This window comes from [Bacillus] caldolyticus (assembly GCF_003595605.1).
GTDB lineage: Bacteria > Bacillota > Bacilli > Bacillales > Anoxybacillaceae > Geobacillus > Geobacillus thermoleovorans.
Window position 1 is genome coordinate 2,591,196 of the sequence record NZ_CP025074.1, and the last position, 12,493, is coordinate 2,603,688.

Below are 12,493 nucleotides of genomic sequence, written 5' to 3' on the forward strand. Positions count from 1 at the left end.
TTATGATGTGGCTGAATAGTTACGTTCTTTCTCGAGCTTGAGCTGCGGTCTTCGTTTTTGCACGTACGCGCAAACGGTGCGATACGAGCCTTGAAATCCATGGTCACGACAAAGCGCTTCAAACATCGTCTTGTTCGTTCGCCGTTGTTTTCTCGGCAGCTTGGCATCCTCCTCCAACCAGTCATCAATGATTTGCCCGTACCCTTCTTCCTCAATCATCCCCTTTTTGCGTTTGATGGTTGGTTGGACAGAAATGTCTCCATCTGCGTATTTCTTGACCGTTCTCCAGTTATATCCCGTTTCACGGGAAATTTCCGCAATCGATAACCCTTTCTTTTCACGCAGTTTTCTGATACGATTAATTTCGGGCATTGCCAGCATCCTTTCGCTCCTCCACTGTTTGGTTATGTGTTCACAACTTCCACAGTAGAGGAAATGTTAGAGGCTGGCAAGCCTTTTTTCTTTGCCTTCAGCTCTGCACTTTTCGTTGCAGAACTCTGTATTTTTATTTTGCACTAAACAAGTATCGCCTTTGGATCGCGCGGTACGCTTCTGAGAATGCCGCAAAACCGTGAGTGTGCTGCCTTCTTTCCTCCTCCCGTATGTTCAATTCAATATACCCAATCCGTCATCTGGCAAGCGGTCAAAGCATGGCTCGAAACGCCAAGACGAGGAGCGAAGACCAAACAGGTTGGTTTTCCCACCAAGGAGGTCATCTTATTTTATGTCCGACGATTTTTACGGAATCTCTCCCGCTTGCATCACGCGGCGGTGAGAAGGTGGGGGATCATCGGCCCTGTGGGGAACGCAAGAACAGAACGGGCGGTTTGGTGGATGCAGACCTTGGAGGGACGGGGGGTGGGCTCGATCATCCAAGACCTGTGGACAAACGAGAGGTGGCATCCGTTTGCGGATCAAATTGCTTCCTGATTTTCTACTTAACACCAAAAACGGAGATGGTTGATGTTCCCACAAACCCTTCCTCTCGACGAATCTCGAGCCGTTTCGTAAGATAGGAGGCAGAGGGACCGGAACGGTCCAACATCACAGGGAGACAGGGAGGAGATCCGGATGGATGAATCGATGAGACACGACATCGCGCTGTTTCGGTACGGGCTGATCGCTCCGTTGGTGAATGGCCAGGTGGAGCCCAAAGCGTATTTGAATGAGGTGGGCGGGCGAGTGCATTCGATTCCTCATCAAGGGGACAAGCCCATTGCGGCGAAGACGATTCTGGATTGGTGCGCCCGATACAAAAAAGGGGGCTTCGACGCCTTGAAGCCGAAGCGCCGTTCGGACCGCGGCCGCTCCAGACGTCTGTCCCCCGATGATGAGGATCATATTCTAGCATTGAGGAAGGAACATCCCACCATGCCCGTGACCCTATTCTACGAACAACTCACCAAGCAGGGGGACATTCCCACCACCCTCTCATACTTTACTATATACCGATTGTTGAAAAAACACAACCTGGTGGGAAAAGAAATCTTGCCGATGCCGGAGCGAAAGCGTTTTGCGTATGAAGAGATCAATGAGCTATGGCAAGGGGACTTATCCCATGGACCCACGATTCGCGTCCATGGGAAAGCCCAGAAAACGTTTTTGATCGCCTATATCGATGACTGCTCGCGGTTGGTGCCGTATGCCCAATTTTTCCCTTCGGAGAAGTTTGACGGGTTGCGGATCGTCACAAAGGAAGCGGTGCTTCGTTGCGGGAAGCCGAAACGCATTTACTCGGACAACGGGAAAATTGATCGATCCGAGGTGCTGCAGTATGCGTGCGCCGAGATGGGGATTACACTCATCCACACTCAGCCGTATGACCCGCAAAGCAAGGGAAAAATCGAACGGTTCTTCCGCACCGTACAGACACGGTTTTATCCACTGTTGGAGCTGAATCCGCCGAAATCGCTTGACGAGTTGAACGAGCGTTTTTGGAAGTGGCTTGAAGAAGAGTATCATCGAAAACCGCACGCCTCACTGGACGGAAAAACGCCGCATGAGGTGTTTCAGTCCCAAGTGGAACGAGTGGTGTGGATCGAAGACATCGATTGGCTGGACGCGATTTTTCTGAAACGGGAGCACCGCAAGGTGAAAGCCGATGGCACGATCACCCTGAATAAACAGCTATACGAAGTGCCGCCTCGGTTCATTGGGCAATCGATTGAGCTCCGCTATGACGAACGAGGCGTCTATGTGTACGAAGATGGCAAACGGGTGGCGGAAGCCATTCGGGTGCGTTTGGAGGATAACGCCTATGTGAAGCGCCACCGGTCGCCGTTTGCGGCGGTTTCGGCGAAGGAGGGCGAACAGGATGTATAAAACGTTTTATTCCCTCTCGCGGGAGCCGTTTGCGAAAGAAACCGACCCGTCCGAGGCGTATCAAGGGGCGGCGTTTCAAGAAGCGCTGCGGGCGCTGGAGTACGTGAAGCGAACGCGGGGAATCGGGCTGTTGATCGGAGAGCCGGGGGCGGGCAAGACGTTCGCCCTTCGGGCGCTGAAAGAGTCATTGAATCCATCATTGTATCATGTCGTCTACTTTCCGTTATCGACCGGAGGCGTGATGGATTTTTACCGTGGACTGGCCTTGGGATTAGGAGAGGAACCGAAGTACCGCAAGGTAGATCTCTTCCGCCAAATCCAGCAGGCGATCGAGCGATTGCATCATGAACGACGGATCACGCCGGTGTTCATTTTGGACGAGATGCATTTAGCAAAGGATGCATTTTTACAGGACATCGCCATCTTGTTCAACTTTGAGATGGATTCGACCAACCCATTTGTCTTGATTTTGGCCGGGTTGCCCCATTTACAGGGGAAGCTGCGGCTCAATCAGCACCGCCCTCTCGACCAGCGGATCATCATGCGATGCCGGATGGGGCCGCTGGAGAAGGAAGAGGTGGCGGGCTGCATCGAGCATCGGATGAAACAGGCCGGGGCGAAGCATCCGATCTTCACCCCATCGGCGTTAGAGGCGATTGCCCTGCAATCACGTGGTTGGCCCCGTGTCATCAACACGTTGGCCACGACGTGCCTGCTGTACGGGCATCAGCTGAAAAAGGACGTCATTGACGAAGAAGTGGTGCGCATGGCTGCAGAGGAAATGGGGTATTAGCACGAAAGGGGCCAAATCGGCCTCTTTTGTGCTTCCTCTTTTTCATCGGTCCATCAGGCGCGCTGGAAATCTTCATCTGAAAGAGCGTGCAAATGTTCCGAAAGAATGTGCAAAATCCGCAATAATTCGCAAAAATTTTGCACATTATTTCCGAATCCGCCTGAAATAATTTGAAAAAGGGATTCTGAAATAATGTGCTAATTTACAGCGATGACATGGAATCCCTTTTTCAGACAGGCTTCGATGAGCGTTTGGGACGGATACCACGAATCCATGAGCACATACACCGGCCGATCCGGTTCCACCTTGAGTGAGGAAAGCATCTCGATCGCCAGGTCGATTTTGCTCCTTCCCGCCTTCTTGTCATACAGGCGGAACGCGAACGGAAACGCCTGCGTGAAGGTGTGCACCATCAGCCAAACGAGCGAATGCCCCCAGACCGATTGATGATCTTTGTGAGAGAAATGCCAACCACACCCTTGAATGGCGTGCGTTGCCCGTGACGAAGGCTTCGTTTTTTGGCAAATCGTATCATCAATCGAGACAAAGAGAGGCTGATTCTTTCGCTCGACCAGGCGCTCGATTCGGCGGAGGATCCACTCTTGAAGCTTCCCAGGCAGCCTTTCCTCATCCCAAGGGCTTTTCGTGAAAAAGTGACTGAGCGTCGTTCGATGATTCGGATGAAAGCTCCAGTGATGAATATCGGTCAATGTTCCCGAGAATCCCTTGGTGGTCAAGGCATCGACGATATGAATGAGATGCTTGATGACCGGTTTGGAAAGCTGCAGCGTCAACCCCAAAGTGAAGTGTGAGTAAAATATTTGTGGGTGACATTCCGAAATGATCCCCGACGAGGGTTGCGAACTTTTGTTCGCGACGCTCGTCGGGGCCACCAAGCGAAGCGCGGTAGAAAAAGCAAATGTCGTGAAAAAAGGACTCTCTCCCTGCTATGATGGTGATTGTCAACATCAACCGAAAACAGGAGGGAGAGAGTCCATGAAACATCTTACCACAGAATGGCCTTTATTAAAAGAGCTGGAGGAACAATTAGTCAGAACTCTTCAAAAGGTGTTCGCTGTCTTGTTGGCGGCCCTTTTGGAGGAGATTGATCAACAACTGGCGGAAGCGCGGGACAAGCGCCGGTATCAGCTGAAAGACAAACGGCCGACCACGATCCAAACGCTGTTTGGAGAAGTGACGTTTCGACGGAACTACTACTATGATCGGCAGGCGGGGGCGTATACCTTCTTGCTGGATGCCGAACTGGGCTTTGATGGAGCGCAGTCGATCAGCCCTTGCCTCGAGGAAACGGCGGTCGAGTTGGCCGTAGAGTGCTCTTCCTACCGCAAAGCAGCCCGTACGTTGGAGTCGATCGTGGGGTATGCGGTCCTAAGCCACGAGGCGATTCGCCAACTGGTGCTGGAGGCCCCTGTCTCGCTGCACCACCCTGTTTCCCAACGGCACGGCCGAGTGCTATTTGTGGAGGCGGATGGGCTGTTTATTTCCCGCCAGGGGAAAGGGAAACGGGCGAAAGAAGAGAAAATCCTGGCGGTTCACGAGGGATGGAAACGAAACGGTTCGCAGCTCGAGCTCGTGAACCGGCGCCACTACCTCCATGAAGGGGAGGGAGACGTGTGGGAACGGTTTGAAGAGTGGCTGATGAACGAATATGCCTATGACCCGTGCCGGGACCTTTTGATCATCAACGGCGACGCGGCGTCGTGGATCACAGCCTGCCGGGAGTATTTTGGAAAGCGGGCCTGCTTTCAGCTGGATCGATTTCATGTGGCGCGGGAGCTGCGTCAGTGTCTGTCCGGCCATCCGCGTTGGCGGGAGGTGCGGAAGAAGCTGGCGAAACAAGACGAAGAAGGACTTTTGGTCGAGCTGAACAGCGCGGTCGGCACGTTGGAGGACGAAGCGAAAGAGAAGCAGATGGCTGCCATGATCCGCCGGATCGAGTCGATGCCGGGATGCATCCGGGACTATCGGGAGTGGCTGTCGGAGCAAGGGGTGGAGACGACCGGCATGCGTCCGATGGGCCACGCCGAGAGCGTGATGAGCCGGTTTGCGCATCGGGTGAAATCCCGCCGCAGCTGGAAAGACCAAGGGCTTCGGGCGTTTCTGAGGGCGATGGCAGCCCGAATCGACGGGATCGGGTGGAGAAAGGGACGGTGGGAGGAGCAAGAGCCCCAGTCGGCCGTCTCGGCCTCAACAAAGTCCAAGCGGATCGAACAGGCCAAACGGAAGGCCGGACGGTTATGGGCAGATGTGGTGCGTCAGAATCTACCGTGTCTGCAGCGGTCATCCGGGACGCCGATCCATCAAGCGTTGTCGGCGCTCCGGGATGGTGGTTGGGTGTAAAAAAATGGAATACAATATCATCACCTCAAGATGAGGGATGAGAGTCCGAAAGCGCTTACGATATTAATTCCTGAAAATGGTTCGCTAACTAGTGATTGACAACGCCCGTAGTGAACCGAAAAAATGTTCTCCACAAAGTCTTGACTGACTCCAAAGTGAAGAAAAACTTGTGGATTCCTTGGTGATGTGCTAATCTATTCATGAGACATGAACCTCCTTGTGTGAATGGGTTTTGTGCACATCTATTTTACCCAAGGAGTCCGGTTCATGTCTCCTTTTTTGTTTGGTTGTCAATTTATGTTAGTGAATTTGCTCATCTACAGTCATCAAGTTTCTTTGGGCTTTAAGGGGGCCGCAGAAGGCTTCGGTTTCTTCTCGTATCTTTTGGGAAGAGAGGGGCGAGAGTACGTGAGTTGAGGATGGTGGAAGGAAAGAGAAAAGCGGTCATGGAAATGGATCATTCCTGAAACGAGCATTCCTGTTAGGAGCTTTTCCGGGGACTTGATCAAAAAAAGTCCTCTTGGTATGATGCAGGGGTGTCAAACAATACCTACCATCATGCCAAGGAGGACTTCAGATGAATTGTACACAAAATTGTAAATTAGCACATTATTTCAGAATTCACCGAAAGTTGTACTTGACTATTTCAGAACATGCATTCTTTGTACTTATAAGGAAAAATCAGTAAATCAAATTTTACGTACACGGTGGCTCAAGAAAATCCCCTTTTAACCGAAGGCGAATAGATGGATGTGGCGGATTCGGCCGACGGAACACCAAGGAGAATCTTTATGATCAAGAGAATAAAGTTTATACTGTCCACTTTGAAGAACAAGTGCTGCGCTTTTTAGACTACAAGGCGGTCAAGCTGACAATGTTGATTTCTTTGATTACGATCATTGTCGGGGATATCATCTATCGACGCACGTAATCGGATGCGCAATGTGAACGAAAGGGGACGCCGGGCGTTGGTGCCCGGCAAGTTTGTTTAGGCGCCAGACGGCGATGAGACGATCGCTGTCTTTTTTTGGTTCACGAAGGTCGGCGGCGAGAACCGTTTTGGTGTGAAAGGAGCTTCTGGCCCAGCAAGGCGCAAACGACAACACCGCTTCCAGCGCCGTGCATAGTCTGGAAGCGGCGCTATCGCATCGGGCGCGGCCGTTGTGAACGGATGTTGGCAGCCGTCAAAGCGGCGAATGCGAAGAGTGAAGGCTGCTTGCCGCCGTTTTTCCCCTTTCGCCCGCCGCCGCGATGGCGAAGGCTATCCGTGAAAAGGCGGAAACACGTTCCAACGCAAGCCGATGACGAGCTGGCAGCACGGAAACGCGCCGGGGGGCGGCGACAACGTCAGGCGGATGCCGTCGGGATTGAAATATATATCGGTTTTCGAGCGGATGCCAAGCGAGCGGATCAGGCGCTTCACTTCATCCGTTTTTCCTTCTTGGGCGGCCGACATGACCGAGGCCGCAAACGAACGGGACTCGGCCAGTTTTTTCAAAACGGTGGCAGCATCGTTCATCAGCGTCTGCGCCGTAGTGGCGGACTGGGAAAAGAGCGCCGGGTCGATCGGAGGGTACGGGCCGGCCGGCATCCGCGGGAACGGGGTGAACATGGCTGCTTGCGCCTCCTTTCCGAAAATGGAATCCGATATTACGATATGTGCAAACAGCCAAAAAGGAGCGAAGCCAAACGGCGATTTCGCTCCTTCTTTATACATTGCGCAGGCGGGACGCTACAAATAGCGCAGCCATAAATAGGCATGCGACAAAAGCAAGGCGATGAGCGTGAGCGGCGCGCCGATTTTCAAAAAATCCATGTATGTAAAACCATGCCCTTCGCGCGACGCCATGCCGGCGACAATGACGTTCGCCGAGGCGCCGATGAGCGTCCCGTTCCCGCCGAGGCAGGCGCCGAGCGACAAGGCCCACCACAGCACGTCAATTTGCGGGGCGTCGGGAGACAGCCCCATGCCGACCGCCATATCTTGAATGAGCGGGATCATCGTGGCGACAAACGGAATGTTGTCGATCGTCGCCGAGGCGATGCCGGACAGCCAAAGGATGAAATAGGCGGCTGTGGAAATGTCGCCGCCGGTGAACTCGAGCGTTTTTTCCGCCAATGATTTGATCAAGCCGATGTCAACAAGCCCGCCGACCAAGACAAACAATCCGGCGAAAAAGAAAATCGTGCCCCATTCGATCGAATGGAAGACATCCTCGATTTCGTGCTCCGGCACGGCGATGAGCATGAGCGCGACCGCCCCGGTCATGGCGATGACGGCCGCATCCACATGAATGGCGGAATGAAGGATGAAGCCAAGAATCGTCAGTCCGAGCACGGCGACCGATTTGCGCATCAGCTTCGCGTCTTGAATGTAGTCGGCGTCGCGAAGCGCCATCAGCTTTTGGATCAACGTTGGATCGGTTTTCAGCTGCTTTCGGTAAATGAACGCAAGCAGCGCGACCGTGATGATGGCGATCACGACGACGATCGGCGTCAAGTTGAACAAAAAGGCATTGAAGTCGAGATGCTTGTTCGCCGAGCCGATCATGATGTTCGGCGGGTCGCCGATCAATGTCGCCGTGCCGCCGATGTTCGACAACAGCACTTCGGAGATTAAGTACGGCACCGGGTTCACTTGAAGCATGCGCGTAATGGAGAACGTCACCGGCACGACAAGCAGCACGGTTGTGACGTTGTCCAAAAACGCCGACAGCAGCCCGGTCAACAAAGACAGCATCACCAAAATGCGGACTGGGCTGCCTTTCGCGAGCTTGGCTGCTTTAATGGCCATGTATTGAAAAAAGCCGGACTTGCTTGTAATGCCGACTAAAATCATCATGCCGATCAGCAGCGTGATCGTTCCCCATTCAATATGGTGGGTAAACGCTTTTTCCGCATCGACGATGCCGAAGATGACCATCAGCGCCGCTCCGAGCAGGGCGATGACCGCCCGGTGAATTTTTTCCGAGATGATCATCGCGTATGTAATCAAGAAAACAGCAATGGCAAAATAATACTGAACGTTTGATACATGTGCAGCAGTATGATCCATTTGTACTCCTCCCTTTCCAGTTATGTCGTCATGTTGTGAAAACCGCTCCCGCACGCCGGGCATGTCCAATCACTGCGCTCGCTGGCGGCTTCACGAACATAAAACGTAAATGAACAATGCGGACAAGGGATTTCGCGCACCCGATCCATCAACATCCGCCGCCTCGGTTCGGCTGGAGCATTGGTGTCAATGATCTCGACATGGATGTCGTCGCGCGATTCGTCTTCCGCGATCACGTTTCCTTCCGCTTCATCTTTTGTGCGCCAGCGGCCGCCGAGCACATGCTGCTCAAGTTGGCTGTGCGAGGAATGTTCAAGCATTTCTTCAGCCAGTTTCATGTACTGGCGGTCCGTCAGCCCGCTGAACGGAAGGTTCTTCTTCTGTTTTTTCCAATACGCCCGCAGTTGGTCTTCGGTGAAAATCCATGTAACAATCTGATGAATCACGACATTTTTCATCCCATCCACCCTCCTTTTTCTTGATCATATCATAGAAGGCTGGTGATTTAACAGGAAATGCGGCTCAATCATCGCATTTTTTCAATGGATCAACTTTATCAGTGCTGCTCTTATCTTCACTCAAGAAACCATCCGTTTAGGGGAAATGATGGTTGTTCTCCGACCGTATATAGACTCCCATGGCAAAAAATTTCGTCACCATCGGAAGGATGAAAATGCCTCTATGTTGAATTCTACAACCTTGTGCATTTTGGAGTTCGGGTATGTTCAGGGTGGAGATGGGGGAGAAAAAGCGATTGGCTTGAATGAGAAGCGTCCATCCGCCCTTCTTTTTTTCGCCAAGGCTGTCGTTGATTCCTCCGTCATCCGCCTCTTTTTCGCCATTTTCTGAAAAAAGAAATAAACAATCGCTTCTGCGTGATATAATAATAGTAAGACGGACGGCAGCAGCGTGCCGGAAAGGGGGGAAGCGACGATGGACAGCCCGCAATATTTGTTTCTCGATTTTGAATTTACGATGCCGGAGACGAAAACAAACCCGAACGGGTTTTGCCCGGAAATTATTGAAGTCGGCCTTGTCGCGGTTGTGGACGATCAAATCATCGGCCAATTTTCTTCCTATGTGAAGCCGCTCCGCTTTCCGCAGCTCACGGAACGGTGCAAGTCGTTTCTCAACATCACCCAAGAACAAATCGACCGCGGAATGAGTTTTTATGAGTTGGTTTCCTTGCTTCGGCAATATGACCGCGAACGCCCGACGACAGTGATGACGTGGGGGAGCATGGATATGAAAGTGCTCCGGGAAAACTGCCAATCCGCGCAAGTGGAATTCCCGTTTACGGGCGAGCACCGCGATTTAGCCATGGAGTATAAGCGGTTTTTCGGCAACAAAAATCAAACCGCCCTGCGCAAGGCGGTGCAAGAGTACGGCAATGAGGCGGTTGGAAAAGCCCATTGCGCGCTCGATGATGCGTTCACCGCGTATACGATTTTCCGGCTGGTGGAAAACGACAAAAAATATTTGGCGAAGACAAAGCCGCCGACGATTGGAGAACGGATTGATTTGACCCAGCTGCGAAAAAAATTCGCTTTATAGCCTGCTGCGTTGGCGGCGGCTTTTTTATGTTATAATAGAAAGTGGACGATTTTTTAGGCAGAAAGGTTGTTTCCTTATGTGGCCATCGGTGCTGAATTTATTTTTGTACTTTCCGGAAGACAAACGTGAATACATTCCCGCAGCCATTTCGTTTGCTGTCTTTTTCTTGATGGCGGTGTTCACGATGCGGCTCATCATCGTTATCTCCCGGCGGCAAGAGAGGGAAGCGAAGCAACTCGAAGAACAGCTGCTTGGAAAACGAGAGGAACGGAAGGAGCCGCCCGGAGTATAAACGAGCCCCCCTCCGGCAATACTGGCGGATAACAAGTGATGCTGGAGGGTGGTTCGTGTTGCGAAAAATGTACGGTGTGGTGTTCGCTGCGGCGCTCGTGTTGTCCGGCTGCGGCCAAGAGAATGGAACGAGCCGGACGGTGGAGATGATCAATGCGGACGGCGATTCGATCGGTACGATCGAGTTGACTGAACAGGCGGAAGGGGTGCGGCTGAAGCTTGACCTAGAAGGTCTCCCGCCGGGGGAGCACGCCATTCACATCCATGAAAACGGAAGCTGCAAACCCCCCGATTTCCAATCGGCCGGCGGTCATTACAATCCGGATGGGAAAAAGCACGGCCTTTTACACCCGGAGGGGGCGCATGCCGGCGATTTGCCGAACATTATTGTGAAGGATGACGGCACGGTCAACGTCGAGCTGACGGCGCCCAATGTGACGCTGAAAGAAGGAGAGAAAGGCTCGCTGCTTACAAAAGACGGAACATCGATCGTCATTCACGCCAAGAAAGACGACGGCATGACCCAGCCGGCGGGAGACGCCGGCGGACGGATCGCCTGCGGGGAAATCAAGTCGTCGTGAAACAGGGGCTCGCGCGCGGGCCCCTGTTTCACGTGGCCAGGGCAGCGCTTCGCATGGGAAATGCGAGAAAGTGACGGTTGCACGGCTTCTGCTGCACATGGTTGGCAGAACAGAGAACGGAAAGGAACGATCGTTTGGCTTCATTTGCTCTTTTGGTTTACATGGATGGAGGAACCCCGCAACGGATTCGGCGCTGCTTCTTTTCCCTTTCGCCATCCGCTTGGCCGCTCTTCTTTGGCGCAAAGCTAGCGCAGCGCCGCCGCCAGCCGCCGCAGCCCTTCCTCCAGCGTCGGGCGCGGGCAGGCGATATTCAAACGGATGAAGCCGACGCCTTCGGGACCGAATTTGCTGCCGAATTCGACGGCGAGTTTTCCTTTTTCAAGGAGCCGACGCTTCAGCTCCGCCTCGGAAAGGCCAAGGCCGCGGCAGTCGATCCAGACGAGATACGTCGCTTGCGGCCGGATCACGCGGAGCGGCGGCAAGTGTTCCGCTAAATAGGCAACCGTCATGTCGACGTTTTGCCGCAAGTAATCAAGCAAGGCGTCAAGCCACGGTCCGCCATGGCGGTAGGCCGCTTCCGATCCGACGATGGCGAACGCATTCAGCGTAAAAAAGCCGTGCCGCTGCTGGACGCGGCGGAACGCCCGGCGCCGCGATTCGTCGGGAAGGATGACTTCCGCCGCCTGCAAGCCGGCGAGGTTGAACGTTTTCGTCGGCGCGCGGAACGTGGCGCTTTGCGCAGCCAGCTCTGGGTGGAGCGAGGCAAACGGCGTGTGTTTGGCTGGCGGGAGCGTCAAATCGGCGTGGATTTCGTCGGAAAGGACGAAGACGCCGTGCTTGAGGCAAAGTTCTCCCAGCCGTTCGAGTTCTTCTTTTGTCCATGATTTGCCTCCCGGGTTGTGTGGATGGCAAAGGATGAGAAGTTTGGCATCGGGCAGCTTTCGCTCCAAGTCGTCCCAGTCGATCGCATAGTTGTCTTCCTCAAGGCGCAGCGGACTGAACAGAAGCGTGCGGTCATGACGGCGGACGAGATCAAACAGCGGCCGGTAGACCGGGGAAAAAACGATGATGCGATCCCCTGGTTCGGAAAACGCTTCGATGGCGGCGGCGACCGCCGGCACAACGCCGTGGGCAAACACGAGCCAAGACGGATCGATCGTCCAGTCATGACGGCGTTCAAGCCATTGGCACACCGCTTCTTTGAGTGAATCGGGAATGACGGTGTAGCCGAACACGCCGTGCTCCACCCGTTGCCGCAGCGCTTCTTGCACTTCTTTCGGCGCGGGAAAATCCATATCGGCGACCCACATTGGCCATACGTCTTCGCGGCCGAACACGCGATGAACGTCATCCCATTTCACCGACAGCGTGCCCCGGCGGTCGATGACGCGGTCGAACGGAAACATGATCGCGCCTTCTCCTTTCTCAGCACGCGAACGATGCGGTCCTTTCCCTTCATCGAATGGAAACATTGTTGCATCTTCTCCCTTCTTTTTTTCGAATCGATGGCTTATAATGGGTTATATCATAGCATCA

General features: G+C 53.5%; 10 protein-coding genes and 2 pseudogenes. 6 read left to right on the forward strand and 6 right to left on the reverse strand.

Going from position 1 to position 12,493, the window contains the following annotated elements; translation table 11 throughout:
* Positions 1-15 precede the first annotated feature (15 nt).
* Positions 16-381: pseudogene (locus CWI35_RS13415) on the reverse strand (IS21 family transposase); the annotation flags it as partial.
* A gap of 690 nt (positions 382-1,071) precedes the next feature.
* On the opposite strand from CWI35_RS13415, the gene CWI35_RS13425 reads away from it, so the two are divergent.
* Together CWI35_RS13425 and CWI35_RS13430 are read left to right on the forward strand one after the other, a co-directional pair.
* Positions 1,072-2,322, forward strand: a complete 1,251-nt coding sequence (locus tag CWI35_RS13425) for an IS481 family transposase (protein WP_033845209.1) — start codon at positions 1,072-1,074, stop codon at positions 2,320-2,322.
* A complete protein-coding gene (locus tag CWI35_RS13430) occupies positions 2,315-3,115 on the forward strand; it encodes an ExeA family protein (RefSeq protein ID WP_025039422.1) in 801 nt (266 codons plus the stop codon). Before CWI35_RS13425 ends, CWI35_RS13430 begins: the two co-directional genes overlap by 8 nt.
* Positions 3,116-3,318: 203 nt before the next feature.
* Here the strand turns inward: CWI35_RS13430 and CWI35_RS13440 are convergent.
* Positions 3,319-3,960, reverse strand: a pseudogene (locus CWI35_RS13440) (transposase); the annotation flags it as partial.
* Positions 3,961-4,111: 151 nt separating this feature from the next.
* Here CWI35_RS13440 and CWI35_RS13445 point away from each other — a divergent pair.
* The gene (locus CWI35_RS13445) at positions 4,112-5,476 is read left to right on the forward strand and encodes an ISLre2 family transposase (RefSeq protein WP_119877350.1); all 1,365 of its coding nucleotides are present in this window, start codon (positions 4,112-4,114) and stop codon (positions 5,474-5,476) included.
* A 1,261-nt stretch (positions 5,477-6,737) separates the two neighbouring features.
* On the opposite strand, the gene CWI35_RS13455 is transcribed toward CWI35_RS13445, so the two are convergent.
* The 3 genes from CWI35_RS13455 to CWI35_RS13470 form a co-directional block, all read right to left on the reverse strand.
* The gene (locus CWI35_RS13455) at positions 6,738-7,088 is read right to left on the reverse strand and encodes a YuzC family spore coat inner layer protein (RefSeq protein ID WP_013144354.1); all 351 of its coding nucleotides are present in this window, start codon (positions 7,086-7,088) and stop codon (positions 6,738-6,740) included.
* Between the two features lie 120 nt (positions 7,089-7,208).
* Positions 7,209-8,531 carry an ArsB/NhaD family transporter gene (locus tag CWI35_RS13465; RefSeq protein ID WP_119877847.1) on the reverse strand — a complete coding sequence of 441 codons (1,323 nt, stop codon included), beginning with the start codon at positions 8,529-8,531 and terminating at the stop codon, positions 7,209-7,211.
* 20 nt (positions 8,532-8,551) lie between these two features.
* Positions 8,552-8,989 (reverse strand): hypothetical protein, encoded by a 438-nt coding sequence (locus CWI35_RS13470; protein WP_011232406.1) that lies wholly within the window; start codon positions 8,987-8,989, stop codon positions 8,552-8,554.
* Between the two features lie 475 nt (positions 8,990-9,464).
* On the opposite strand from CWI35_RS13470, the gene kapD reads away from it, so the two are divergent.
* From kapD to CWI35_RS13490, 3 genes are all read left to right on the forward strand, one after another.
* Positions 9,465-10,085, forward strand: coding sequence for a 3'-5' exonuclease KapD (gene kapD, locus CWI35_RS13480; protein ID WP_011232405.1), 621 nt, complete (start codon positions 9,465-9,467; stop codon positions 10,083-10,085).
* Positions 10,086-10,161: 76 nt separating this feature from the next.
* The gene (locus CWI35_RS13485) at positions 10,162-10,377 is read left to right on the forward strand and encodes a hypothetical protein (protein WP_013144358.1); all 216 of its coding nucleotides are present in this window, start codon (positions 10,162-10,164) and stop codon (positions 10,375-10,377) included.
* 55 nt (positions 10,378-10,432) lie between these two features.
* Positions 10,433-10,957 carry a superoxide dismutase family protein gene (locus CWI35_RS13490; RefSeq protein ID WP_119877849.1) on the forward strand — a complete coding sequence of 175 codons (525 nt, stop codon included), beginning with the start codon at positions 10,433-10,435 and terminating at the stop codon, positions 10,955-10,957.
* A gap of 245 nt (positions 10,958-11,202) precedes the next feature.
* On the opposite strand, the gene CWI35_RS13495 is transcribed toward CWI35_RS13490, so the two are convergent.
* A complete protein-coding gene (locus CWI35_RS13495) occupies positions 11,203-12,363 on the reverse strand; it encodes a MalY/PatB family protein (RefSeq protein WP_162924038.1) in 1,161 nt (386 codons plus the stop codon).
* Positions 12,364-12,493: the final 130 nt, after the last annotated feature.

What these genes read in the sequence shown, in the direction of transcription:
- CWI35_RS13425 (WP_033845209.1), top strand. Translation starts at nt 1,072, where the DNA reads ATGGATGAATCGATGAGACACGACATCGCGCTGTTTCGGTACGGGCTG.
- CWI35_RS13430 (WP_025039422.1), top strand. Translation starts at nt 2,315, where the DNA reads ATGTATAAAACGTTTTATTCCCTCTCGCGGGAGCCGTTTGCGAAAGAA.
- CWI35_RS13445 (WP_119877350.1), top strand. Translation starts at nt 4,112, where the DNA reads ATGAAACATCTTACCACAGAATGGCCTTTATTAAAAGAGCTGGAGGAA.
- CWI35_RS13455 (WP_013144354.1), bottom strand. Translation starts at nt 7,088, where the DNA reads ATGTTCACCCCGTTCCCGCGGATGCCGGCCGGCCCGTACCCTCCGATC.
- CWI35_RS13465 (WP_119877847.1), bottom strand. Translation starts at nt 8,531, where the DNA reads ATGGATCATACTGCTGCACATGTATCAAACGTTCAGTATTATTTTGCC.
- CWI35_RS13470 (WP_011232406.1), bottom strand. Translation starts at nt 8,989, where the DNA reads ATGAAAAATGTCGTGATTCATCAGATTGTTACATGGATTTTCACCGAA.
- kapD (WP_011232405.1), top strand. Translation starts at nt 9,465, where the DNA reads ATGGACAGCCCGCAATATTTGTTTCTCGATTTTGAATTTACGATGCCG.
- CWI35_RS13485 (WP_013144358.1), top strand. Translation starts at nt 10,162, where the DNA reads ATGTGGCCATCGGTGCTGAATTTATTTTTGTACTTTCCGGAAGACAAA.
- CWI35_RS13495 (WP_162924038.1), bottom strand. Translation starts at nt 12,363, where the DNA reads ATGTTTCCGTTCGACCGCGTCATCGACCGCCGGGGCACGCTGTCGGTG.